Annotated in this window: 22 protein-coding genes; 15 read left to right on the plus strand and 7 right to left on the minus strand. The window is 37.4% G+C overall.

Annotation, left to right across the window (positions count from 1 at the left end; translation table 11 throughout):
• Positions 1–214: 214 nt before the first annotated feature.
• Positions 215–673, minus strand: a complete 459-nt coding sequence (locus BC008_RS27220; protein ID WP_027841900.1) for a DUF1499 domain-containing protein — start codon at positions 671–673, stop codon at positions 215–217.
• Positions 674–1,164: 491 nt separating this feature from the next.
• Here BC008_RS27220 and BC008_RS27225 point away from each other — a divergent pair, with 491 nt between their 5' ends.
• The 3 genes from BC008_RS27225 to BC008_RS27235 all read left to right on the plus strand — a co-directional run bounded on the left by BC008_RS27225 (position 1,165) and on the right by BC008_RS27235 (position 4,463).
• A complete protein-coding gene (locus BC008_RS27225; protein WP_027841899.1) occupies positions 1,165–1,611 on the plus strand; it encodes an Hsp20/alpha crystallin family protein in 447 nt (148 codons plus the stop codon).
• 556 nt (positions 1,612–2,167) lie between these two features.
• Positions 2,168–3,730, plus strand: coding sequence for a cytochrome P450 (locus BC008_RS27230; RefSeq protein WP_161938162.1), 1,563 nt, complete (start codon positions 2,168–2,170; stop codon positions 3,728–3,730).
• 130 nt (positions 3,731–3,860) lie between these two features.
• Complete coding sequence (locus tag BC008_RS27235; RefSeq protein ID WP_027841897.1) at positions 3,861–4,463, plus strand: hypothetical protein; 603 nt, start codon at positions 3,861–3,863, stop codon at positions 4,461–4,463.
• 45 nt (positions 4,464–4,508) lie between these two features.
• Here BC008_RS27235 and BC008_RS27240 read toward each other — a convergent pair whose 3' ends face one another.
• Positions 4,509–5,939: a flavin monoamine oxidase family protein gene (locus BC008_RS27240; RefSeq protein WP_153009670.1), complete on the minus strand. Its 1,431-nt coding sequence runs from the start codon at positions 5,937–5,939 to the stop codon at positions 4,509–4,511.
• 267 nt (positions 5,940–6,206) lie between these two features.
• Between BC008_RS27240 and BC008_RS27245 the strand changes: the two genes are divergently transcribed.
• Both BC008_RS27245 and BC008_RS27250 read left to right on the plus strand, forming a co-directional pair.
• Positions 6,207–6,842 carry a TetR/AcrR family transcriptional regulator gene (locus tag BC008_RS27245; protein ID WP_027841895.1) on the plus strand — a complete coding sequence of 212 codons (636 nt, stop codon included), beginning with the start codon at positions 6,207–6,209 and terminating at the stop codon, positions 6,840–6,842.
• A gap of 72 nt (positions 6,843–6,914) precedes the next feature.
• Positions 6,915–7,733: a peroxiredoxin-like family protein gene (locus BC008_RS27250; protein ID WP_027841894.1), complete on the plus strand. Its 819-nt coding sequence runs from the start codon at positions 6,915–6,917 to the stop codon at positions 7,731–7,733.
• Between the two features lie 120 nt (positions 7,734–7,853).
• Here the strand turns inward: BC008_RS27250 and BC008_RS27255 are convergent, their stop codons facing one another.
• Positions 7,854–8,102: a hypothetical protein gene (locus BC008_RS27255; protein WP_027841893.1), complete on the minus strand. Its 249-nt coding sequence runs from the start codon at positions 8,100–8,102 to the stop codon at positions 7,854–7,856.
• A 541-nt stretch (positions 8,103–8,643) separates the two neighbouring features.
• Here BC008_RS27255 and BC008_RS27260 point away from each other — a divergent pair.
• A complete protein-coding gene (locus BC008_RS27260; RefSeq protein ID WP_027841892.1) occupies positions 8,644–9,309 on the plus strand; it encodes an SDR family oxidoreductase in 666 nt (221 codons plus the stop codon).
• Positions 9,310–9,358: 49 nt separating this feature from the next.
• Here the strand turns inward: BC008_RS27260 and BC008_RS52805 are convergent, their stop codons facing one another.
• A complete protein-coding gene (locus BC008_RS52805) occupies positions 9,359–9,508 on the minus strand; it encodes a GNAT family protein (RefSeq protein ID WP_407657082.1) in 150 nt (49 codons plus the stop codon).
• 273 nt (positions 9,509–9,781) lie between these two features.
• Between BC008_RS52805 and BC008_RS27265 the strand changes: the two genes are divergently transcribed.
• Positions 9,782–11,194 (plus strand): MATE family efflux transporter, encoded by a 1,413-nt coding sequence (locus BC008_RS27265; RefSeq protein ID WP_027841891.1) that lies wholly within the window; start codon positions 9,782–9,784, stop codon positions 11,192–11,194.
• A 24-nt stretch (positions 11,195–11,218) separates the two neighbouring features.
• Here the strand turns inward: BC008_RS27265 and BC008_RS27270 are convergent, their stop codons facing one another.
• Complete coding sequence (locus BC008_RS27270) at positions 11,219–11,965, minus strand: SDR family oxidoreductase (RefSeq protein WP_027841890.1); 747 nt, start codon at positions 11,963–11,965, stop codon at positions 11,219–11,221.
• Positions 11,966–12,272: 307 nt separating this feature from the next.
• Here BC008_RS27270 and BC008_RS27275 point away from each other — a divergent pair, with 307 nt between their 5' ends.
• The gene (locus tag BC008_RS27275) at positions 12,273–13,997 is read left to right on the plus strand and encodes a diflavin flavoprotein (RefSeq protein ID WP_027841889.1); all 1,725 of its coding nucleotides are present in this window, start codon (positions 12,273–12,275) and stop codon (positions 13,995–13,997) included.
• Positions 13,998–14,259: 262 nt separating this feature from the next.
• Entirely contained in the window at positions 14,260–15,990 is a 1,731-nt protein-coding gene (locus BC008_RS27280; protein WP_027841888.1) for a diflavin flavoprotein, read from the plus strand.
• A 327-nt stretch (positions 15,991–16,317) separates the two neighbouring features.
• Here BC008_RS27280 and purB read toward each other — a convergent pair whose 3' ends face one another.
• Complete coding sequence (purB, locus tag BC008_RS27285; RefSeq protein WP_027841887.1) at positions 16,318–17,613, minus strand: adenylosuccinate lyase; 1,296 nt, start codon at positions 17,611–17,613, stop codon at positions 16,318–16,320.
• A 36-nt stretch (positions 17,614–17,649) separates the two neighbouring features.
• Positions 17,650–17,796, minus strand: a complete 147-nt coding sequence (locus tag BC008_RS49720) for a hypothetical protein (protein WP_161938163.1) — start codon at positions 17,794–17,796, stop codon at positions 17,650–17,652.
• A 130-nt stretch (positions 17,797–17,926) separates the two neighbouring features.
• On the opposite strand from BC008_RS49720, the gene BC008_RS27290 reads away from it, so the two are divergent.
• The 6 genes from BC008_RS27290 (at position 17,927) to BC008_RS27315 (ending at position 26,508) form a co-directional block, all read left to right on the plus strand.
• Entirely contained in the window at positions 17,927–18,511 is a 585-nt protein-coding gene (locus BC008_RS27290) for a hypothetical protein (RefSeq protein ID WP_201026184.1), read from the plus strand.
• A gap of 860 nt (positions 18,512–19,371) precedes the next feature.
• Complete coding sequence (locus BC008_RS27295; protein ID WP_235595944.1) at positions 19,372–19,938, plus strand: helix-turn-helix domain-containing protein; 567 nt, start codon at positions 19,372–19,374, stop codon at positions 19,936–19,938.
• Between the two features lie 65 nt (positions 19,939–20,003).
• Entirely contained in the window at positions 20,004–23,204 is a 3,201-nt protein-coding gene (locus BC008_RS27300; protein WP_036264896.1) for a peptidase domain-containing ABC transporter, read from the plus strand.
• 108 nt (positions 23,205–23,312) lie between these two features.
• Positions 23,313–24,740, plus strand: coding sequence for an HlyD family efflux transporter periplasmic adaptor subunit (locus BC008_RS27305; protein WP_027841884.1), 1,428 nt, complete (start codon positions 23,313–23,315; stop codon positions 24,738–24,740).
• A gap of 125 nt (positions 24,741–24,865) precedes the next feature.
• Positions 24,866–25,654, plus strand: a complete 789-nt coding sequence (locus BC008_RS27310; protein WP_058184048.1) for a peptidylprolyl isomerase — start codon at positions 24,866–24,868, stop codon at positions 25,652–25,654.
• Positions 25,655–26,256: 602 nt separating this feature from the next.
• Positions 26,257–26,508, plus strand: coding sequence for a hypothetical protein (locus BC008_RS27315; RefSeq protein ID WP_027841883.1), 252 nt, complete (start codon positions 26,257–26,259; stop codon positions 26,506–26,508).
• The last annotated feature ends 136 nt before the right edge of the window (positions 26,509–26,644 follow it).

Consider the following 26,644-nt stretch of genomic DNA (forward strand, 5'->3'; position numbering starts at 1 on the left):
GGATGATAAAAAAGGGTTTTGATTTCCGCTAAAAAGTAGTTCAAATAAATCAAAAATAAGATTCCCATGTGGGTTTAACTAATCGAGCGATCGCCTGCTTGAAAAATGACGATATTGTAAATGAAAGTGAGCTTTGACTCATAGAAAAGACGTACCATACATAGTACGTCTCTACATATACATTCACTACATCGCGAAAATTCAAACGTCAAATTTAAATATCCAAATCCTGCATAGCTAGACGGATTTGCTCCATCCTTCTGCGATTAACTCCAAGATCTGACTCCCCGACCCGAGAAGCTGATCGCATATGAATTACTTTCTCATCGTCTGGAAAATAAAATTCTACGTCATCAACAAATTTGAAAATCCGACTTTTAGAAAGAGCGTGGATGTAACTATCTGTTTTTTCAATAACTTCTGTACGGGGAACAACGGTAAGAACTTTGAGTAAAGTTTCTTTTGCTTGCTCGCGATCCACATGATAAGTGATTGGGTCAATAGCATGTTTTGCATCACCGTCTTGACTGACAACGCAGTTCGGAGAAGCTGGACAAGCAGCAAGATGACCGTTATTTACTCCTAAACTAGCAGCCAAAACTGCATTAGAAGGTATTAAAAAGCTTGTTATGGCTAGGAATATTCCCAAAGCAATTGCGAGCGAGCGAGACATTATAACTTTACTCCGATAGGAACAAATAAAATTTACTTTCCCATTCTCGGTTATTTTGGGGTCATAAATTTTTCGTTTTAATTACTGCAAGTATTTGGAAAAACCTCACAAGAAGTGGAATTATAGCGCTACGCGCAAGGTCATTAGCATAGCGTGTCCGTAGAACACTAAGTCAAAATTACTATTCTTTCTAGATTTGACCTTTTATAAACGGGTCACTTATTTCCGCCGCGATTTACTAGAAACAATTAGTAGCAGAAATAAACAAATCTTAGCGTAATTTCCATAAGCTGTTTAGGGTAAACCGTACTAATAATATTCCTATTAACCGTAATGATTTAAGACCATTTTAATCGTTCGGAAATCATCAATTATTAAGTGCGAAAAACCGAATTTACCATACTATTAATTATCCCTAATATAGTAATCGAAGCAAGAAATTAAATTTGAAATAACTAAAGATTCTGTAAGCAAATAGAGGGAGTATAAATATGAGATTGGTACGCTATAACCCAAGTAATGAATTTCAAAGTTTAGAACGTAGCTTTAACCGCTTATTTGATGATTTAATTCCAGTAAACTTCAGAGAATTAACTAATTTTACTAAAACTCCAGCAGCCGAACTCACAGAAACTGATGATGCACTTCATCTAAAGCTTGAAGTTCCAGGTATGGAAGCAAAAGACCTAGACATTCAAGTGATGGAAGACTCTGTTTCTATTAGTGGCGAACGTAAATCTGAAACTAAAACAGAGGATGATGGAAATACTAGAAGTGAATTTTCCTATGGCAAGTTCTATCGTGTAATTCCTCTAAATACTCGAATTCAAAATACTAAAGTTACTGCTGAATATAAGGATGGTATTTTGAATCTTACACTTCCTAAAACTACTGAAGAAAAGAATAAAGTAGTTAGAGTTAATTTAGAACAGAATTAAGCTTTATAATCTTGGTTAAGAATTTCTGCGTAAATTCTTATATTCTGTAATGTGGTTGTATAAATACTAGCCCAGTTGTTCAATAGAACAACTGGTTTTTTTGTCTCTTAATTTATATTGTTATAAACAAATAAATAGTAAAAAATTTAAGTAAAATTATTTTTAATTATTACTAAATATCTTTCATCTCAATTCTCTATACATATTATTTTGCAAACTACTTATTCATAATTTTTGTAATAGTTTTGTAATAGCGTAGATACTATCAAATGATATTAAGTGGTGAGTTTTTTAATGGATATCCATAATTCCAAATAGAATTATAGGTACCGAACATCACTCATAAAAAGTATAGGTAAATACATTTGCAGGGGACTGACAGTAAAATTCAAGCACCCGTAAAAAAGCTTTTTATACTTTTGTTCCAAATTCGTAATAAATTATTTACGTAGATTAATCACAATATATTATATAAAATGAATATAGATTGACAAAGATGTTGTTAATTTTAACACTTTTAGTAAGTATAATTTTTCTAGTATATTTCTTAATACACTTGTGGTACTTTCGACTGGTATTTATTGCACGTAATCAGGTTTATCATCTGAGTGGAGAGGTTGTCCCAGGAAAAGACCCCAGAATTTTATTGGGCAATCTTGTTGACATTTATAATACAGAAAATCGTCTATCTGCTTATAATTTATTCCACAAAGAATTCGGCGAAATTGTGCAAATTTTCTGGCTATGGCGTCAGCAAATATCTATTAGTAATTACCAGATGGCTTACCAAGTTCTGATTAAAAATCAGAAAAATTACAAGAAATTTCCACCTAATTCTCTAATTCAGCGGCTTTTTGGTGACAGCGTTCTTACAAATAGTGGAGATAATTGGAAACGTCATCGTTTATTGATGAACGAAGTATTTTCTAAAAAGCGTATTACGACATTTCACAAAATCTTTGTTTCCTATTCAGAAAAGCTTGCAACTAAATGGGACATACACACTACCTCTTCTGAACCAAAAGTAAAATTTGACATTTACCCAGAACTACTATGTTTGTTTTTGGATATTGTAGGGAAAGTTGCGATCGGTCATGACTTTACAGCCCTTGAGGGGAAAGCTGATGAATTCTTTGAGAATATCCAGTATATTGTGAATCAAAGTACTCGACCGGTACATCAATTTACTTTGTGGTGGAAATATCTTCCTTTATCATCCAATCATAAACTCCACAAAGCATTTCATGCTGTTGATAATTTCCTCAGTGAGTTAATTCTTAGTAGAAGAAAGATACACCAACAATTAAATCCTTGTGAATATAATTTACTGGATTTGTTACTCAAAGCAACGGATTTTGTAGAAGATAATATGTCACCTTTAACAGATAAAGAGGTACGAGATAACCTACTTGCAATTATTGTTAATGGACATGAAACTGTTGCTACAAGTGTATCTCTTTCTCTATATCTTTTAGCTCAAGACCCTGAAAAGCTAGCTAATGCTCAAGCAGAGATAGACAAAGTGATGGGACGGGAAGAAGGACAATTGACAGAAAATGGGTTGCTTTCTCTTGAATATCTGGATTGTGTAATCAAAGAATCGCTGCGTTTATGTCCTCCAATGGCTGGATTACAACGTATTAGTAAGAATGAGGATGTGTTAGACGGTTGGTCAATTCCTGCATCTCAAGTGGTTGGTATTTCCCTCATACCATTGCATTTGGATTCCCTTTATTTTGGAGAGTCTCCAGAGCAATTCTGTCCTGAACGGTACATGGAGAAAACCCAAGAAGCTTATAATGATGCAATTGCTAGCCCCCAAGAAGCATCAAATAAATGTCCGATGAAACAGTTGGTTTCTCTTGGGAAAGATGTATGGGGCGAAAATGCTAATAATGCTGATATCTTTGAACCGCTAACATTTGGTGATGGTGCAAGAAGATGTCTCGGAGAGCATTTCGCGATCTATGAGATGAAAGTTGTGTTAGCAATCCTACTCTACAGATTTAAATTTGAAGTAGTACCCGATTTTAATCCTGATTTAGAACTAGGAAAATTTGGACTGTTTATTTCCATGTTTCCCAAACAAGGAGTGGAAATGTTGATTAGTCGTCGCTAGCATTGCTAACATCACAGAACTATTTCTGATAACTATTAATTCTTAATTTGGGGTATTAGTATTTATTTATCTTTTAGTTTTGGTTTTTTAAATCAACAAGCTAAATAACTTTAATTATCAGGCTAAAAATATGATGATAGAGACAAGTCTTTGGGTTTATTGGTTGTTTTGTTTATTAGCAATGATTTTAGTAATTAGTAACAGGAAATATATCTACTCATTGCTTAGTCCTGATTCGGAATCATCTCAAGATAAAGGTTACGTAATTTTTATGATTTTGGGATGGCTCGTAACTCTTGCTGTATCTATTGCTTATGTTTTATTTACACGCAAATATGAAACCGGTAGTTACAACATTTCCAACTTAATAACATTCTCTATTTTGAATGGTATTTTAGAACAATTTATGTTTATTTTTTGGTTTTTATTAGGTTGCTATGTAGCGATAAAAATCACACCTTCAAAACCAAAATTAACTTTTACTTTTGGATATATTAGTTATGCAATATTCTCAGGGCTTATCCATGCTTTATTTTGGGTTCAAGTCCTTCCATCCCATAAACCAGTTACTGTGATTATGGCTTTAGGATTAGGCACAATGTCCTTAATTTGGATGTGGTTGGCATGGAGACATCGGGCAATAATGGCTATTATTGCTATGCACATTGTGATTGATTTTATAACCGTTGGGCATTTAAATTTTGCTTGGTTTGAACCTTTTCAACTTATCTAATTCAAGATAGATCAACAATTCGTACATATACTCGAATTCAAAATACTAATTCACCATACTCGATTTTATACCCAATACTTCCCGGGCTACTCTTAAACCACTTCCAATTGCTCCATGTACTGTTGAAGGACGATTTACATTAGTTGCTTCCCCTGCAAAAAATAGAATATTGTCAACGGGTTGAGCAAGTTTCTTCCTCAAGCCAGTTCCACCTACAGGAACATAGGAGTAAGCCATTTGGGAATAAGGATCGGTTCTAAAGTCTATAAATAGTGCATCAGTCAGCCTACGCTTAAGTGGAATTTTAAAGATTTTCTCTAAATCTCTTAAGCCTGCATCGATAGCAGCATCGCGACCCATCTTACTAAAATTAATTGCATTTGTCGCTCCAGTGTAAGCCGTTAATACAGGTGCTTCTTTTTTTCGACCCCAACCCGATCGCCACCACATTTGAGTATCCAGGGTTGTCAAAATGAGTTCAGTCTCTTTAGACCAAAAAGGCTTGTCAAATTTCAAAATTAGTTTAGTAACATGAGCAATACCCAGTCCATTGATCGCAGCCCGTTTTTCAGGAGGTAACACCGGTTCGAATACGATCGCGTTTGATTGCAATAAAGCTAATGGAACTGTAATTATCACTTTTTTGGCTGTGAAAGTCTCATTTTTATCAGTTTGCAATTGAACTCTATCTGAGTTCCAAATGATTTTGCTTATTGGAGTAGAGTGACGAATGTTCAAGTCATTTGCAAACAGTTTGAGCAGATGAGAATACCCCTTTTTCACACGGAAACTGCGATCGCCATCCCCTTCATAGTTTGCTTCCAAGAGACCGTAAACACCTAACTGTTGCAGACTTGCAGCGTATTCACTACTGAAGGAATTATCTACTAATCGATAGGATTCCGGAGAAAAGCGGACATTATTTGCAGCTAGTAATTTTGCTGCTGTGGTATCTGGTTTACCCGCTTTTACCCATTGTTCGGCTAACTCAAAGAGTTCTGAATCTCTTGAAACGAGAAAGTCTAAAGCTTGTAGTTTAGAGTCTTTATATAGCTGCTTCACAGATAAGTATTTCCCGTTAAAGTATGTGAAAGCATGCTTAATATCTTCAAAAACAGGGAGAGTTTTTAGCCCATATTGCTTTATCCCTTTCCAGGTAATGACATTTTCGCCCTGAATATATTCTGCACCCCGTTCAATGGGATGGAATGCAAAGCTGTAGTCAGTATATATCCTCCCACCTATGCGATCGCGAGCTTCCAGTACCAGAACTTCACGTCCAGCATCTTGAAGAGAACGCGCTGCTGCTAAACCTGCTGCACCCGCACCGATGATGATAACTTCATAGTCCGTTTTTGTAGATATCTTTTGAATTTCCATTCGACTAGCTCTTCCAGGTTGAGATCTAACAAATTGAGAGCCTACTGCAACAGTGGAAGCAGAGAAGACACTGTACATCAATTGACGACGCTTCATTATTTGATACCAGAAACAAAACACGAAAAAACTTTCACTTTTTAAAATACGAAAAAACTTTCACGTTTGTCAATATATGAAAAAAGTTTCGTGTTTAATACAATTAAGTAAAGCTTGTTTTGCTGATTTCTAGCACTACGAAGTTACGTTAGGACATGTATTAACCCTAAAAGCCATACGTATTAGGCTTTTTGTCGCCCTACGGGCGCGGTCTGTTTTTACTTTTTACCTTTTACTTGCGCGTAGCGCTATATCTGAGTTGAGAATATGCTCGAAATTCCCCAAGATACCGATCGCCTTAGGCGTTTACCTCAGCAGTCCCGCAGTCAGAAAAGAGTTACTCAAATTCTCGAAGCAGCAGCTCGGGTTTTTGGTAAGGTGGGTTATGAGGCTGCTTCTACTACTGCGATCGCAAAACAAGCAAAAACTTCTGTAGGGTCGTTGTACCGTTTCTTCCCAGATAAAGCAGCGATTTTTCAAGCTTTAGCTAGCTTTTACATGGATCGGGTGCGGGAAGTTTTCAGTGAGATGTTAGGTTCTCTGAACTGCGATCTACCAATTAGTTCGGTAATCGATCAGATTATTGATACTTATTACGATGATTTTTTATCGCAACCAGGTTTTCGTGCGGTATTGCTGGACTATCATTTTTCACCCACAGCTACGGCGATAGTGGAAAATATTAACCGTGAGATAGAACCTTATTTTGAAGCGTTTTTTGCTGCTCGCGCTCCAGAAATGGAACCCGAACAAATCAAGTTAATTTCAATGGTAACCGTTGAAGCTTGCTGTGTTCTTGAATTCGTCTCTTCACAAGCTGATGAAACCTTAAGAGCAAAATTAAGAGCAGAAGAAAAAAAGCTGCTTGTTGCTTACCTAAAAATCTATTTTCCAAATGACTGAGTTGCAAAAATATTTGAGTTGCAAAATTGAACTTTTTTTGCATATCCCCTGAAATTCTAGATACACCAAAAAATGAATCCCCAAACTAACTCAAATTCTCGAGATAAAAACCCTCAAGATAAAAATCCTCAAAATACCTACTCTATCTTGAAGCAAACTCAATGCTTACGAATTAGTGATGGAGAAATTCAGCCAATTTTGAATAATTGTTCTAACGCTCCCCAAACCCTGGTGTTAATTTGGTCCCAATTGGGGGATTTTGATAACCTGGAATATGCTTGGTGGTTGCAAAGAGAAAAAGAAAAATTGCAAGCTAAGGAAATAGCTATTCGCGCTGTTGGAATTGGCGATCGCAATTCTGGTTTAAAGTTTTGCGAGTATACCGGTTTCCCCCAGGAATCATTATTTGTCGATCCTGAAGCCAAAATTCACGCCTCATTAGGACTTTATCCCGGTTTATCTGCAAAACTTCCTTTATTTTCAGATGGACAAAATGCTTGGTTAAATTTTATGCTGATGTGTGCAGGAATTGGTAGTCCAGGAACTTTAGCAGAAGTATTTCGGGGTTATAAGGGCGATCGTCAATCTCCTCAGTTAATTGGTGATGAAGAAGTTGTGGAAGGTACACCTTTACCAGCAATCAAAGGTTCATTTTTCAAGTTTGCAGGAGGAAAAGGTTTTCAACGTCCTTTTGAACTTGCAACTCTGCGCTTGCGAAATATGAGCGAAGTTTTAAGTAATTGGAATACCTATGTTCCCAACTCAGCTTATTTGACTCAACGGGGAGGAACTTTTCTGTTTGATTTGCAGGGGAATTTACTGTACGAACATCGCGATCGCGGTATTCTTGGTTTTGCGGAAAATATGAGCGACCCTTTATCGTTTTTGTGAAATAGTGCACGAGTAGATTGTATTTTTCACCTTATTTTTTCAGGTAACTATTCCTTACATTATAAGTGGGTTTTACCAATCGGATTTAATGTAATATCAGGCTCCACTACATGGGAATAGCTACCTGCTTCCTGCTCCATCAATAGTTTTAGGAGTTCCTCTATTAGGTAGTTTTTTCTGTTCTAAGGTTACTTCTTTTAGTTTCCAATTGATTGGATTATTAGATTTTGCGCATACAAGTGTAGGATTGTTGATTAAAATAATAATATTTAAGCCAATGAAAAATATACTTTTGAGTTGAAGTAGCAGTTCTGGCATTTTTTCAACTGCATCTTTAGTTTCATTTCTAAATATTTTTGTTGTTCCCATCTGCTTGTTCAATCATTTTAAATGTTATGACTTATTGCGTTTTTGTATTACTGGTTTACGAGTTTAAACATATGCTTGTAATATCTTTGTTTCCCCAGCAGCCAAATTGATAGTTAATCTTTATAATTGTCCATTTTTTATTTGTCATTTTTAGTACCTCAATATTAGCTATGGGGATGTAGCAAAAATAATTCAACATATCAAGCTAAAAATAGCTGCTCAATAACGTCACAAGAAAGGCGTTTACCAGTATTACGCAAAAACGAAGTCGTTATGACTTATTTAAATAAAGATATACTCATAATGACTTTGACTTGAATAAATTTTAATAAATCTACAAACTCAGATTTATTTTTTGGATTTCTCTAAATATTTAAAATGTGTAAACCTTTTCTGCTAAAAGCTACAATCCTTTTTTTGTCTTTGCATACCAATAGAGCACCATACTATATCTGCAAGCACGTGACTACGTTTATTAACGATAAGGAATAAGCCCCAAAACTTGATACTCTAAAGCTGTAAGTCAGGGAAAAACATCAATATGGCAACCTATCTAGTGACTGGAGCAAATCGAGGCATAGGCTTAGAATACTGTCATCAGCTCAAAGAACGAGGTGATGATGTAATTGCTGTATGTCGTTCAGCATCAGATGAATTAAAGAATTTAGGTATACGAGTAGAAACAGATATTGATATTACAGATGAATCTTCAGTTGCTAACCTGCTTAAACGACTGGATGGCAAGCCAATTGATGTTTTAATTAATAATGCTGGTATTGTAGAGCGAATGGGTCTGGATAACTTAGATTTTGAAAGCATTCGCAGACAGTTTGAAGTTAATGCAATTGGTCCGTTACGTTTGACTCAAGCTTTGCTTCCTAACTTAAAGTCGGGTTCAAAAGTCATTATGATGACTAGCCGCATGGGTTCTATTGATGATAATACTTCCGGCGGTCAGTATGGTTATCGAATGTCGAAAGTTGCTATGTCAATGGCTGGTAAATCATTATCCGAAGATTTGAAATCGAAAGGTATCCCTGTTGCAATCCTTCATCCAGGATTAGTTAAGACACGTATGACTAATTTTACCAATTCTGGAATTACTACTGAGACGTCAGTGAAGGGATTGTTAGCTCGTATTGATGAGTTAAATATGGACAACACCGGAACCTTCTGGCATGCTAATGGCGAAGTATTACCTTGGTAATTTTTTATCGCTTGCCATTATTTAAATTGGAAAAAATAATTTTGAAACCCTATTGCAAAGATTTTTTAAACGCATAAGCACGCTTCTGATAATTCATGCGCTCCTCGTAAAAGCGATGAGCGTTTTTTCGTTCGAAACCTGATGATAGTGCAATAACTTTGCAGTTTTCTTGACGAGCAAACTCCTCAATAAACTCCATTAAATGACGTAAGTTTTTGGATTTCTAGCATGTTGTGATTGCTGAGTAGTTGAAAATTGTAAAGTAAAATTAGTTGACCGCACTACTCTATCAAAATCAATCGCAAGATTTTAACAGTTGAGCAAAATTTAGAGAGATTTCCTTAGTATATTTTCGTAAATTCTAATTATACAAACAAATATTCCAGGCTTAATTTTGCGTTTTCCTGGGTTACATACAAATAAAACTGTTAATCAACCCTCAAGGAATCGCAATTATTCTCAATACTTAATCATGACTTCATTACCTATCAAATCTAAAATCCGTGGTGAAATCAAAGGATTTCTCCAAATAGCTGTTCCCTTAGTCAGCGCCCAAGTAGCTCAATCTGCAACAGGTTTTGCCGATTCTATCATGATGGGGCATTTAGGAGCAGAAATTCTTGCGGCAGGAGGATTAGCAGCTTTAACCTTTCAAATGTTTTTGGGTATTGTAAGTGGAGTTGTTATGGGTGTAAGTCCCCTTGTGGCTGAAGCTTTTGGAGCGGGTCACAAAAAACGAGTTGGACTAATAGCTCGACAGGGTATGGTGTTATCCATAATACTTAGTATTCCTACAATGTTAATGGTGGGGGGTTTTGATAGTTTGATGGGTAAACTTGGACAATCACCAACCACCGTTACCTTAGCAAACCAATATTTAGACATTATATTATGGGGGTTTTTCCCGGCTTTAGGCTTTGCAATGCTTCGAGGTGTTCTCTCTGGAATTTCTCAAGCAGCTCCAGTGATGATAATAGTAATTGGGGGAACATTTATCAATATTCTTGGTAATTACATTTTGGGGTTTGGTAAATTTGGATTTCCTCGGATGGAACTAGCAGGTTTGGGTTTATCAAGTGCTGTTAGTCTGTGGTTAATGTTTCTAGCTTTGGTGTTCTACATTATGGGACACAAACAATTGCAAACTTACCGCATCTTTGCAGATTTATGTAGATTCAAACCCCAAGTTCAACTTCCAGTTCGACTTCCAATGATTCGGAAATTAGTAGCAATTGGCGTACCTATGGCTATTGCGATCGCTTTCGAGTTTGGATTATTCGTAGTAGTAACTTACTTAATGGGTGTGTTGGGGACTGATGTACTCGCAGCACATCAAATAGTTTTGCAAACCATTATGATCATTTTTATGGTTCCCCTGGGAATGTCTTATGCTACAACCGCTCGAGTTGGTCAGTGGTTGGGACAGCAAAATATCGGAAGTGCAAAACATTCGGGATATGTAAGCATTTCTATGGCGGCTATTTTCATGGCGTTTACTGGAGTTATGCTATTTACCTATCCAGAACAAATAATTGGTTTATATGTGGATGTAAATAATCCAGAAAATGCAAATATAGTCAAAATTGCCACATCGATACTGACAGTCGCTGCTTTCGTTCAAGTATTTGATGGAGTACAAAAGACAACTATGGGAGCGTTGTACGGATTGCAGGATACTCGCATACCAATGTTGCTAAATATTGCAGTATTTTGGGGAATTGGGTTAACCACCGGCTATTTATTAGGATTTCAGTTCGGTTTGGGTGGTGTAGGTTTGTGGATTGGACAATCGATTGGTGTGACCGTTGCATCTGGAGTTTTTATGTGGCGTTTTCGCAAACTTACTGGTAGTTTTGGTCTAATCAAACAAAAGAGTAAGATCTAACAAGGATGACCAATAAATAGTTTCTCAAACAGTTTCCCACTCAGTATTTCCTACAAAAACAGTTGCTCCACTTTCTAAGTTGCTATCCATTGCCGCATTAACAATAGCACGAGCAAAATCTTCAATATTGGGTAAAGAACCTGCACTTTTGCGGCGATTTTCGAGTAAATCCGGGTGTTTGCGCTGCATTAACTTAGGAGTAATAGTACCTTCAATGAAGTCACCACTAACTACAACTAGTTTAATTCCTTTGGTTGTTAATTCTGGAATGCGATTACGCAGAGCTTCTTCACCAGCTTTTTTGCTTTTTGCTACTGGTTCATACATTGGGTAACCAGGCTTTTGACCATAAAAATGAGCAAGGTGACTGGTAATAAAAACAATGCGTCCACCTACTGGTATGAGGGGTAAGAATAAGTCAACAGCACGAGACTGGGCGGTAAGATTAATTTGCATTGCATAATCATCAGGCTTATTCTTCTCCATTCCACCACTTGCGTTGAGGAAAAGTAGATTTAGACGACCAAATTCCTTCTCTACTAACTTCATCATCTGGTTCATTTCACTCTCGTCAGTAATATCAGCCTGAGCAAGCAGAGCTTTACGACCATTTGTACGAACAGCATCAGCGACTTCAAACGCCCGATGACTTTTGCTACGGTAGTTGATTACCACATCAGCCCCAGCAGAAGCTAACATTCGAGCAATGCTTGCACCAACACCTCGCGATGCTCCCGTTACCAGAGCAACCTGACCACAAAAATCACTCATTACTTTTCTCCCTCTAATTAATGTGAAAAATCACAGCAATTTACAGACCAATCGGTCTTTTTTTTTGCAAAATAAGAACAAATACTATGCATTTAGAAACACGACTATATACTAACGAAAATTGGAGAATGTACAAGCGACTAATATACATTAACCATCACCATTACCCAGTCCCCAATCCCCAATCCCCATAACTCTTTGTTTTAACTTTCTTAACCGATCCATAGAAAATTTAATCAAACGTTACAAATAACTCGTGCCAGAATAAGATTGGAGGAATAAATACTTATTTAATAGGAGACGAGTTATGGTAGTACTCACAGACAAAAGCGAAAAAAGACTTACTATACAAACTACCGATATTGCTAATGACACTACGACAATTCGTTCTCTGGACTGGGATAGAGACCGTTTTGATATCGAGTTTGGCTTGCAAAATGGTACTACATATAACTCGTTTCTCATTCGTGGTGAAAAGATAGCTTTAGTAGATACCTCTCACGAGAAATTTCGTCAGCTTTATCTCGATACCCTTAAAGGACTAATAGATCCTAAAGATATTGATTATTTAATTATCAGCCACACGGAACCCGATCACAGTGGTTTAGTTAAAGATGTTTTACAACTTGCGCCGGATATTACCGTTGTCGGTTCAAAAGTTGCAATTCAATTTTTAGAAAATCTCGTACATCAGCCATTTAAAAAACAAATCGTTAAAAATAGCGATCGCATCGATTTAGGAAATGGACACGAAATCGAATTTGTGATTGCGCCAAACTTGCATTGGCCAGATACAATCTTTAGTTACGACCATAAAACCCAAATTCTCTACACTTGCGATGCTTTTGGGATGCATTATTGCTCTGATGCAACTTATGACGAGGATTTAGAAGCAATATCACCAGATTATAAGTTTTATTATGAGTGCTTGATGGCTCCTAACTCCCGATCCGTAATGTCTGCTTTAAAGCGGATGGGACAGTTGGAAACCATTGGCGCGATCGCCACAGGTCACGGTCCACTTTTATGGCACAATGTTGATGAGCTAGTGGAACGCTACCGGAATTGGAGTCAAAATAAAACCAAAGCAGAAACCACAGTTGGGATATTTTTTGTTTCTGAATACGGTTACAGTGATCGATTAGCAGCAGGTATTGCTACAGGTATTACTAAAACTGGTGTAGCAGTGGAAATGATAGACTTGGGTGGCGAAGTTGATTTACAAGAGTTAAGAGAATTAGTCGGACGTTGTGCTGGAATTGTCCTGGGAATGACTCCAGCTTCTGGTTCTTCTAACATTCAAGCTGCTCTAAGTACAATTTTAGGTTCTGCGAAAGAAAAACAAGCCGTAGGTGTATTTGAAACCGGTGGTGGTGACGATGAACCTGTTTATCCCATACTGAACAAGTTCCGAGATTTGGGTCTAAAAACAGCTTTCCAACCGATCCAAATTAAAGAAACGCCCACTGAAAACACTGATAAACTCTGTGAGGAATCAGGTACTGACCTAGCACAGTTAGTAACCATCAAGAAAAGCATCAAAAAAATGAAATCTTTAGATGCTGACCTTGACAAAGCTTTGGGAAGACTCAGTGGTGGATTGTATATTATTACCGCGAAGAAAGGCGATGTTAAAAGTGCCATGTTAGCATCCTGGGTAAATCAAGCCAGTTTCAAACCCTTAGGAGTTTCCATTGCTGTTGCGAAAGATAGGGCGATTGAATCCCTCATGCAGGTTGGCGATACATTTATCCTCAACGTTTTAGAAGAAGGTAATTACCAAGGTTTAATGAAACATTTCCTCAAGCGTTTCTTACCTGGTGCTGACCGTTTCGAAGGTGTCAGAACTCAAACTGCTGGGAATGGTTCGCCAATTCTTGCTGATGCATTAGCATATATGGAATGCGAAGTAGCCTGTAGAATGGATTGTGGCGACCACTGGGTGATATTTAGCACTATTTCCAATGGAAGAGTCGCCAAACCTGATGCTTTAACAGCAGTTCACCATCGCAAAGTAGGAAATCATTACTAAATCAGTTATCAGTTAACAGTTATCAGTTAACAGTTAACAGGAAACAGTTAACAGGAAACAGGTAATTGATAACTGTAGCCCGTAAGGGTGTGGCGTTAGCCATAAACTGTTAGCACCTAGCGGAAGCGTACCGTAGGTATTGCGTGCGCGACAGCGCATTAACTGTAGCCCGTAAGGGCGTGGCGTTAGCCATAAACTGATAACTGATACCTGATAACTGACAACTGACAACTGACAACTGACAACTGATAACTGATAACTGATAACTGATATGAAGCCTCGTGACGTTCAAGTTTTCCCAGTTGGTACTAATACCAGAGTATTGCGATCGCGCAGCTGGGCAAGGTTAAGATTTGAAATTGAATATGCCCTTGCTAAGGGAACTACTGCTAATACATATTTAATAGAGAGTGATAAAGTTGCTTTAATCGACCCTCCGGGAGAAACTTTTACAGAAATTTTTCTAGATGGACTAAAGTCGAGAATTGATATTACAAAAATTGACTATGTAATTATCGGTCACGTAAATCCCAATCGGGCGGTAACTTTAAAAGCCTTGTGGGAAATTTCACCCCAAATAACTTTTATTTGCTCTAACCCCGGTGCAATAAGTTTGCGCAAAGCTTTTGCAACTGAAGATTCTTCTGAAACAAAAGATTTACCGCTTAAGGTAATGCGAGGAGATGAAATCCTCGATTTGGGTCAAGGTCATCAATTGAGCTTCATTCCGACCCCAAATCCTCGCTATCCTGACGAACTTTGCACCTATGATTCCCGAACAGAGATTCTGTTCTCTGATAAATTATTCGGCGCACATATATGCGGTGACCAAGTATTTGACGAAGGTTGGCAAGCATTTCAAGAAGACCGGCGCTATTATTTTGATTGTTTAATGGCACCCCACGCCCGTCAAGTAGAAAAAGCACTGGATAAGTTATCTGAATTTCCGGCTCGACTTTACGCTCCGGGACATGGTCCTTTAGTACGTTACGGTTTAATCGAACTTACTAAATCTTATCGTCAGTGGAGTAAACAACAGACAGCACAGGATACCAGCGTTGTTCTAATTTACGCTTCAGCTTACGGTAATACTGCTACTATAGCCCAAGCGATCGCCCGTGGAATTACAAAATCCGGTGTTAGTGTAGAATCAATTAATTGTGAATTTGCCGATCCAGAAGAAATTCGCACTGCGATCGAAAAATCTGCAGGTTTTGTAATTGGTTCTCCAACTCTGGGGGGTCACGCACCAACACCAGTGCAAACAGCTTTGGGTATTGTTTTATCCACTGCAACAAAAAATAAACTAGCTGGGGTATTCGGTTCCTTTGGTTGGAGCGGTGAAGCAGTAGATATCATTGAAAGCAAACTTAAAGATGCGGGTTATAAATTTGGGTTTGATGCAATTAGAGTTAAATTTAAACCTAATGACCATACCCTGCAAACCTGTGAAGAAGCAGGAACTGACTTCGCCCAAGCTTTGAAAAAAGTCAAGAAAGTTCGGGCAAAAATTCAACCTGCAAGTAACGTCGAACAAGCAGTAGGGCGAGTTATTGGTTCTCTGTGTGTCGTTACCGCGAAGCAAGGAGAAATGTCCGGTGCGATGTTAGCATCTTGGGTTTCCCAAGCTAGCTTTACTCCCCCTGGTTTGACCGTTGCTGTTGCAAAAGACCGCGCCGTAGAAACTTTGATGCATTCTGGAAATTCCTTTGTCCTTAATGTTTTGCAAGAAGGTAATCATCTTGGGTTAATGAAACATTTTCTTAAACCCTTTTCTCCCGGACAAGACCGTTTTGCAGATGTTGCAACCGAAGAAGCGGAAAATGGTATTCCCTATCTAAAGGATTCTTTGGCATATATTGAATGTTCTGTCAAAGACCGGATGGAAGTTGGCGACCATTGGTTAGTATATGCAACTGTAGATAACGGTCAAGTTCTGAATAATGATGGTGTTACAGCTGTGCATTATCGGAAAACAGGGACGCATTATTAAGTAATGAGTAAGGAGAAGGAGTAAGGAGTCGCAAGTAGGGTGTGTTAGGCGCGCAAAAGAATATCTTTTTTAGGTCACCTTTATCGCTGCGCTGTAACGCACCACTATATAAAATACATACGTAACTGTGTTAGGAAGTAGTCCTTTGTCCAGTACAAACTTTATAATCCTGCAGCGCGTTATGGCTAATTTTTATTTGCTCGAATTACCAGATTCTTTACAAGCCATAACAAACCCTACAATTTCATTAACAACTTGAGTTAATTTCTTATTTTTGACTTTTTACTTATGTCCTACGGACACGCTATGCTAATGACTTTTGACTTTTTATATGCCTAATCTTTCGTAAACTCGATCTAAATGTTGCAAATGATGTTGCGGATCGAAACAAGCTTCAATCTCTGCAACAGATAATTTATCGGTAATGCGAGTATCGCGGTTGACCAAGTCGCGGAAATTACCTTGTGGTTGATTCCAAGCTGCATGAGCATTTTCTTGGACTATTTTATATGCTTCTTCGCGGCTAATTCCTTTTTCCACTAAGCTCAACATTACTCGTTGACTGAAAACTACACCGCCGTAACAGTTCATATTCCGTGCCATGTTGTCTGGATAGACTAACAAATTTTCCATCAATTTAGTCATTTCCACCAACATGAAATGGGTCAAAATGCAAGCATCCGGCAAAATCACCCTCTCAACGGAACTGTGGGAAATATCTCGCTCGTGCCATAATGCCACATTTTCAACTGCTGCTACTGCATGGCTTCTAATAATTCTTGCCATTCCCGTTAGTCTTTCGGAACGAATTGGGTTACGCTTATGGGGCATTGCTGAAGAACCCTTTTGTCCCTTAGAAAAATATTCTTCAACTTCCAAAACGTCGGTTTTTTGTAAATTACGAATTTCCACTGCAAATCTTTCGATTGAAGCAGCAATTAAAGCTAATTGTTGGATAAAATCAGCATGGCGATCGCGGGAAATGACCTGTGTCGATGCAGTATCAGGAGTTAAGCCAAGTAGTTCGCAAGCAATGGCTTCTACCCGTGGTTCAATGTTTGCGTAGGTACCCACCGCACCAGAAATTTTACCTACAGCAATTGTTTTACGTAATGTTTGCAGACGTTCTTGATGGCGCAAAGCTTCCGCTAACCATCCCGCTAGCTTAAAACCAAAAGTAATTGGTTCGGCGTGAATTCCGTGGGAACGCCCAATCATTATTGTGTAACGATGTTCTGTTGCTTTGCGGCGAATTGCAACTATTAAATCTTCCAGTCTTTGGATAATTAAGTCTAGACTAGCGACCATTTGTAATCCCAGTGCAGTATCAAGCACATCAGAGCTAGTCATTCCCAAATGAATGTAACGCCCCGCATCGCCTACATATTCATTTACATTGGTTAAGAATGCTATGACATCATGGCGGACTTCAGCTTCAATTTCTAATACCCGCTCGGGGTCAAAATCTGCCTTTGCTTTTATTTCTTTAACAGCTTCCTGGGGAATATAACCAAGTTCGGCTTGTGCCTCACAAACAGCAATTTCCACTTTCAACCAAGTTGTAAACTTGTAGCTATCAGTCCATAAGTGCCCCATTTCGGGCAGGGTATAACGCTCAATCACAGTCCGCCATGTATTATAGTTCCCAACGGTCATATTTTACCGTAAACGCGGCCAAAGTCCTGGTTTTAGATCGGGTAAAGTTTTTAGCTCGGAAAAAAATTTATAGTTATTAGCATTTTTTCCCACATCTCCTAAACTTCCCACACCTCCCATACTTTCCACAACCGGGTGGATGATACCCAATAAGTATCCGGTTGACCGGGTTGAAATATCTAGCTGGTAGTGATAAAAGCAGCATGTTTCAGACGAAACTAAAGTCAACAGGTAATGAAAAACTTTTATTACCTTTATTACTTTAAGAGTCAATAGAAAAATGAGTAGTCATCAAAACACAAAACTTACACCACAAGGAGTAATGGCAATATTAGGTTCAGTATTAACTACTAATTCATCTAAAATACTCGTATCAGAACAAACTGAAATTCAAACTGGTGATATTTCTCGAGAAGATGTGATTAACGCCCAAAAAGCTTGGGGTGATGGAATTGTTGCGATCAGTAAAGCATATATAAATGGAGAAGACTACAGAGTTTTAGCTGCAGAGATTATTGAGACGCTGTATGGTTATGACGAAGGTACTGTTTTATTTAAACCAACAAAAGCTGCTAAAGAAGAGTTTCGTTTAACAAAGGAAGAAGCAATATCGTATTTTGTCCAAGGTATTGTCCCTGAAGACCATGGATTTGCACTTCAACCTTGGAGTAAAGTTCGATTCGAAAACGCAGGGGTAGTTGTTCATTATGATTATGCTTTAGCAATGGGGGATTATTACTTTACTGATGTTCGTAATGGTCAAGAAATAAAAGTAGATTTTACTTTTGGGTATAAAAAGAATAAAGATGGAAAGTTGCTTATCGATCTTCACTATTCATCTTTTCCGTATAATTTTGCTGGCTAATGTACTTGAAAGAAAGAAAATATATATCCTTTGAGCACAAAATCAGTCGATTTAACTAACGCAAAATTTAGATCAAAAGAAATAAATATGAAACCAAGTATAGAGATATAGCATTGCTATGTCTCTACAAACATTTTATATCAGGACTTACGCAACGTTAGCACAGCGTGTCCTACGGACATAGATTTGTCATTGCGACCGGAACACAGTGTAGGGTTAGCGTAGCGTCTCCGTTTAGGAGATAGCAATCCCAGCGTCTCAGGAGATTACGTCGCTAACGCTAGCCCGCAGCGTAGCTGTTAGCACAGCGTGACGTTAGTCACACGTAATGACGTAATTACGTTAATTTTGCGTAAGTCCTATATATAAAGCGATCGCGCTTTGCTAATACATATATTAATTCAGTATTAATTAGCCTAGTGGATGATATCCCATAAAGATCCATCTGGATGGTTTGAGACAACCATTCGATAGTAACGGGATTATTATACTTTTAGCGAAAATAAATTTAACAGGACAGAAAATACAATTAATTTTGTCTAAACACTTATTAATAAATAATAGTCAAAATAAATTAGAGTCAAAAGCTACTGTAAATTTTCAATTTTAAATAAAGTCCTAAAGAAGACTTAAAAATATTTATTATTGCAACCCGAGTAGATCAATTATATAGGTTTATTTTCTAAATTTGTTTGTATCATGATTTATCCGGTTTGCAAACGATTTCATCTCAGTTAGAGTCTTTTGAAAATTCATAGCTCTGTGAGATTTAGTAAATCATATTTTGACTTACTTCTTTGGGTAAGAAATTTTGTCATGAAATCAAACTAGTAAATAAATTTTGATCGGGAGGAATTACGGTGGAAAACACAAAAAATATTAGCAAATACTTAACCCCTTTTCAACGAAAACTGCTCGAGAAAAACTTACAAACCAATCTACATCCGAAATATCGTTGTCGTATTCAAATTATGTTGCTTGCAGATATGGGTTATACCAAAGCCCAAATTAGCAAAACTTTAGGGTGTACTCAGGAAACTACTCGATATTGGATCGCACAAGCGCGTTCAGGTCAAGCACACAATTGGGATGATTGTCCGGTCGGTCGTCCTAAAGTTACGAGTGAGGAATACCTGGAGCGATTAAAAGAATTGGTAAGCAACAGTCCTCGCGATTATGGTTATTCATTTGAGCGTTGGACGGGACAGTGGTTGAGCAAGCATTTAAACAAGGAGCTAGGAATTGAAGTTACTGCTCGTCATGTTAATCGTCTGCTCAAACAAATGGGACTTTCTACTCGTTCTAAATCTGTTAAGGGTTTGACAACTGATAACAGCAAAGATAACTCAAGTCTCTTATTACAAGAACTACCATCTATTTGCGCATCTGGATCCAATCAAATGTGGCAATTAAATTTTTTCGGTTGAAGTTCTAATTGTAGTTCAAGGTTGAGATTTTAACTATAGTTCAAGATTTTACGGTTAAAGGTCTTATGGTTCAAAATTCACTTATTATGTCTGTTGATGGACAACAGCTAGCTCATACACTTGGTTCACTGCTTACTGACTCTGATTTCGATCGCTGTCTGAAAAAAATCGAAATCCAACAACCACTTCCGGGAAAACAGTTTTGGCAAAGTACTGAAGCCCAAGCAGGTATATATATAATACTTAATGGCAAGGTAAGGTTGGTAGACGATTGTCAGGAGTTGCTTTTCACTTTGGATGAGGGAGATTCCTTTGGTGAAAATACTTTGTTTTCTGAAGTATCATTTCAGTCTTATTCAGCCAGAGCTTCTCTTAATCTTAAACTCGCTTATCTTTCGAGTAAATTATTACAAAATCTCAATGAAAAGTATCATGAAATAAACGAACATCTTTATCACCAAGCGGTAATCAGAGATTTTTTGTTACTATGTCCTCAACTTGCTCCCCTACATAAACACCCTGGATTAGTAGAAGTATTATCTCTCCTAGAAAAACATGAACTACCTCAGGGTAAGCTTCCAGAAGGTCTTAACAATCAAAAGCTATGGTTGATTCGACGGGGGGAACTAACACATACTTCCGGAAATATTCTAAATCAAGGTAGTATTGATGCTCCCATTCAACAGAATGGCTATTGGGAAGTTACTCAACCTACGGAAATATATAGTCTCAACCCAGAACAATGGGAGATAGTACTCAATTACCTACCCCAGCTAGCTCAAGTAATTTCTTCTAATACCGAAGGATCTCAAATCCAATTGCAGGGTAGTGCAGATATAGCAAATTATAGAAAAAACCTTAATCCCCGATCCCAGATTACAACATCTCATATTCGAAGGTATAAGCCTGAAAGATCTGGACCTCAAAAATCTAACCTCCAAAGAGCCAAGCCTCAAATACCAAAAATTCAGACACCTAAGATTCAAAGTCCTAAAGTTAAAAGTTCGAAAAAAAATCAGCAAGAAATAGTAAGGGGACAACCAGGTAAAAAAATTAGCCAAGCATATTTTCCCAGTCCCAAATTACAAGTAGGTCACCTATTACAGCGTATTACCCGACGCTATCCCTTCTTTCAACAGCAAAGTAGTTCAGACTGTGGTGCAGCCTCCTTAGTAATGATTGGTCAGTATTGGGGTAAACGTTTTAGCATCAATCGTCTGCGAGAAATTTCCCATGCTGACCGCAACGGTGCATCATTACGTGGTTTAGTTCTTGCAGCAGAAAGTATTGGTTTTACAACCCGACCAGTTAAAACTAACCTTCTGCAATTAGAGCAACAAAGTTTACCAGCCATCGCCCATTGGGAAGGTAAACACTATATCGTTGTTTACGAAGTGACTCGTACTCATGTAATTGTCGGCGATCCCGCGATCGGTCAGCGCAATCTGACTCGCGCAGAATTTGAAACTGGTTGGACTGGTTATACCTTATTACTTCAACCTACAGCATTATTAAAAGAAGCTGAACAAAGCAATCTTCCTTTTTGGCAATTTATCGAGTTAGTTAAGCCTCACCGACTAGTATTGTTGGAAATATTTTTGGCTTCTGTCTTTATTCAGGTTTTGGGACTAATTACACCAGTTTTTACCCAATTACTCCTAGATCGAGTGGTGGTACAACGCAGTACCTTGACATTAAACGCCATAGGATTGGGATTGCTTCTCTTTGGCTTCTTTAAAATCGCCATGACGGGATTGCGACAGTATCTTTTAGATCATGTGGCGAATCGAATTGATATTGCCCTAATTGTCGGATTTATTAATCATACTTTACGTTTACCCCTAGAATTTTTTGAATCTCGCTATGTTGGCGATATTATTTCCCGCGTCCAGGAAAACCATAAAATCCAGCAATTTTTAACTGGGGAAACCCTATCCATTTTGTTGGATATGTTGACCATGTTTGTTTATACCGGGTTAATGTTCTGGTATAGCTGGAAATTAGCACTGTTAGTCTTGGTAATCGTACCCCCATTTATCTTACTAGCACTAGTTGCCACACCCTTTCTACGAAAAATTTCCCAGGAAATATTCGCTGCTTCTAACGAACAGACCAAATATCTGATTCAATCTTTAACTGGTATTCGCACAATTAAATCATTAGCAGTAGAACAAACTGTACGTTGGCATTGGGAAGAACTATTTGCTAAGTCCATAAAAAAATCTTTTTCAGGACAAATAATTGGTAATACCCTATCTATATTTAGCTCTACGATTCAGACCCTAGTTACTACATTATTATTATGGTTTGGAGTTTGGCAAGTAATCCAAGGTGAACTAAGCATTGGGCAATTAGTCGCTTTTAATATGTTAATGGGTAATGTTATTAGTCCATTTCAAAGACTGACCTTTGTGTGGAATGAATTGCAGGAAATCACGATCGCGATCGAGCGCATTAACGATATTATTGATAGTAAACCGGAAGAAGATCTGCAAGAGGAAATTCATCAGTCTCTCCCACCTCTAGAAGGTCACATTCGCTTCGAACAAGTTACTTTCCGCTACAATCCAGACAGCGAAATTAACAATCTAGAAAACATTTCCTTTGAAGCAAAACCAGGACAGACAATAGCTTTAGTCGGGCGTAGTGGTTCGGGAAAAACAACTCTTTCTAAGCTCTGTTTAGGCTTCTATCTTCCCACCGAAGGAAATATTTTAATTGACGGTTATGACATGAGTAGTATTTCCTTAGCCTCCTTGAGACAGCAAGTTGGTGTGGTAGATCAAGATACCTTCCTTTTTGGTGGTACGATTCGTGAAAATATTAGTATTGCTTTTCCAGAAGCAAGCTTAGAAGAAGTAATAGAAGCAGCAAACCAAGCAGGAGCCCATGAATTTATCAAAGAATTACCGATGGGTTACGAAACCCAGATTGGTGAAGGGGGTGGAATGCTATCTGGAGGACAAAAACAACGATTAGCGATCGCCCGCGCTCTTCTAGGAAATCCCCGGTTGCTAATCCTTGATGAAGCGACTTCTCACCTGGATACTGAGTCAGAAAGAATTATTCAAAATAATCTCAATACAATTCTCAAAGATCGAACAACATTGGTAATTGCTCATCGCCTTTCCACAATCAGAAACGCAGATTTAATTTTGGTCTTAAACAAAGGTGTTTTGGTTGAAAGCGGTACCCACGAACAGCTAATGGAAAAACGAGGTCAATACTTTTACCTCAATCAGAAACAACTCGCCGTTGTTAGTTAGCAATTATTTAACTTGTATTTATTTGTTTGCGTTTATTTGTTTTTGTGATTTCGTTCTTTGATCTACTGCTGAAGTAAACGGACTAAATTCTAGCTTGAAGGGGAAAAAATGGCTGATATTAAACATAACTATTCCAATAATTCTAGTACTGGGAATAATTCATCTTTAACAGAAGCTAAATTATCTAAGTCTTCTAATTCTAAATCTTCTAATTCTAAATCTTCTAGTGCTAAATCTTCTATTTCTCAACATTCTAATAATGACTGGTCTTCTCTAACTCGAGAAATAATTGATACCTTACCTCGAGTTTGGACGCGAGGATTACTTTATTTTCTCATGGTTTTTATCGGAGTTGTTTTACCTTGGGCGATGTTTTCTCAAGTTGATGAGACAGGGAATGCTAGGGGGAGATTAGAACCTCAAGGTAAAGTTTTTACAGTGGATTCACCAGTTTCAGGAACCATCGCCGAAGTTTTTGTCAAAGAAGGTCAATTAGTACAAAAACAACAACCCTTATTAGAACTTGAATCCGAACCAGTCAAGAGCGAACTAAAGCAAATTGAAATAAGACTAGAAGGTCAAAAGAAAGAATTAACTCAGTTAAAAGTTTTGGAAAATCAACTAGTTCTAGCAGTTAACAGTCAGAAAGAACAAAACAAAGCTCAACAGCTAGAAAAACAAATCCAAATAGATGAAGCTCGACAAAGTCTGGAGTATAGTCAAACAGCCAAAAACTTAGCTCAGACCAGATATAATGAGGCAATTAAAGAAGTACAGCGTTTCAGTAAAGCCAAAGAAGAAGGAATAGTAGCCGAAATTCAAGTAGTTGATAAAGAAGACCTAGCTCAGGAAAGAAAAGGATTACTCCAGCAAGCTAATTCCAATATTGCACAAGCTAAACTTCGTCTAGAAGAACAAGAAGAAAACTATCAGAGTTTACTTGCTTCCCACAAAATAACTTTAATCCGAAGCCAAGAACAGCTAGAAGAATCAGAAACAAAAATAGAAACCCTTGAATCTCAAATCAAAGAAAATTATAACCAAATAGATGCTTTAAATTATCAGTTAGAACAAAGGATAGTTAAAGCACCAGCTAGTGGTTCAATTTTTCAATTATCAATTCCCAAACCTGGAGCAGTTGTAAATCCAGGAGATGCGATCGCGGAGGTTGCTCCGAAACGATCGCCCCTAATTCTTAAAGCTCAAATGAACACCACAGAAAGTGGTTCTTTGGAAAAAGGAATGTCAGTCAAGCTGAAGTTTGATGCTTACCCATTTCAAGATTACGGTGTATTTGAAGGAAAATTAATTAATATTTCTCCTACTACTAAAGTGACAAATACGCAGAGTGGTCAAATAGCTGCATATGATTTAGACATCGAACTAAAACAAACTTATATTCAAGTCCAAAACAAACGTATTCCTTTAAGACCAGGTCAAACCGCTACAGCAGAGGTAATAGTTCGACAGCGTCGCTTAATTGATTTTGTTCTCGAGCCATTTCAAAAACTCCATGAGAATGGTTTAGAACTTTAATTCGGATTTTTAATTCACATTTTATAGCAGTAGCTATCTAAGATTATTTGAAATTATTTATTCTCTTTTTCCTATTACCTGTTCCCTGTTCTCTATTCCCAAAATTCATAACAAGGAGACCGATCGTGTCAGAAATTTTAACTCTTTCCCCACAAGACCTTTTTAACCAAGTGCGAATTTCCTGTCAAATACCAGCCACAGTTGAAAGGTTTTTGCATCGCGAAATTGTTACTCGTACAGCCAAAGAAGCTGATATAAAAATCGAGCCAAATGAACTTCAGGAAGCAGCAGATACTTGGCGATTAATGAATCAACTCCATAGCGTTGATGATACCTGGTCATGGCTACACAGACATCATATATCTTTGGATGAATTTGAAGAATTAATTTCTGCTAATATTCTTTCTTCTAAGTTAGCTCAACATCTTTTTGCTCATCAAGTTGAGCCTTATTTTCTGGAATTTCAACAAGATTATGCTCGAGTTGCAATGTACGAAATCGTTTTAGATGATGTAGATATAGCTAGGGAATTATTTTATGCTTTGAGTGAAGAGGAAATTAGTTTTTTTGAAGCAGCTTACCAATATATTACCGATACAGAATTACGCCGAAAAGGAGGATATAAAGGAGTAATATACCGCAAAGATTTAAAACCAAAAATTTCCGCTGCTGTTCTTGCTGCGAATCCTCCCCAAATTCTCAAACCAATTATTACTGCTGAGGGAGTGCATTTGATTAGAGTGGAAGAAGTTATTGAATCTAAATTGGATGAAACTTTGCGTCAAAGTATTTTGACTGATTTGTTTAGTAATTGGCTTAAGCAACAAGTTGGAAAATTTGAAGTTGAAATTAATTGTGATTCTTCTAAGAAGCATAACCAAGTTTCTACTTCTCCCTGCAAAACTCCTGTTTAAGTTTTATTATTACCAATAATTGGTATTTTTACTCTCACCATCAGCCCCCTCAAGGGGGTTTATTTACTTTTAACTTCATTAACTCGCATCTTGCACCAACAAAAATTGATGCAATTGTATTACTCAGTAAAAATCTGAAAGCCTTGATTTAACGATAAAAGATACTAAAAATTAGGTAGCTTTATCGCGCTTATTTTGAATTTACATGGGTTTTTACTTAGAGGTGCAAGATATGAGCGCCCCAGGAGGGAAAGTCAAAAGTCAAAAATCATTAGCATCGCGTGTCCGTAGGACATAAGTCAAAAGTACTAAATCTCCCTCCCAATGAATGAAACTAGCACATTTTTTTGACTTTAGCTGAAAGTTTTACTATATAAGGGTTTTAAAATGTGCAAGTTAGAAGTTAATGAAATCACCTTGTTTATATTTTAAATCTGGTCTATTTTATTTGCTATTTATTCGGACAAAAAGTAATTATCATATGTCTTTTTTATATGCTTAAACATATTGATTTTTTATTCCAAATAAATGACCATGATTAATAACAGTAAGACAAGTTTTGCTGTGACGTAAAAGCAGAAAAAATATTAGGAAATAAATAAATGCTAGAACTTACAAATTTGAAACCAAGTAATGTTGAACTAACAGAAGAGGAGACAGAGAAACTTTATGGCGGAGCTGCAGGCTTTGTAGCTGGTGTAGCTAATACTGTTTGGGATGTCGGTGTAAATGGTTGGTACGACCCATCAGCAATTAACGGAAAATTTTGGACTAGTAGTCTAGGCAAAATAGGGATTGCAACTGGTATTGGTGCTGCATTTGGCGGTCCTAAAGGCGCTGCTCTTGAAGGTTAAACCATTTATCCTAAAAAAATAAAAATTTGAGGTTTGCAATCCCTAAATTTTGAATATTTTTGAGAATTTAAGTAGGGCTTGCTGAAAAAGTAGAGTTTCGCGAATCTAGAAGCCACATAGCTTGCAAAATATTAGT

The sequence above is a fragment of the Mastigocoleus testarum BC008 genome (genome assembly GCF_001456025.1).
GTDB classification, from domain to species: domain Bacteria; phylum Cyanobacteriota; class Cyanobacteriia; order Cyanobacteriales; family Nostocaceae; genus Mastigocoleus; species Mastigocoleus testarum.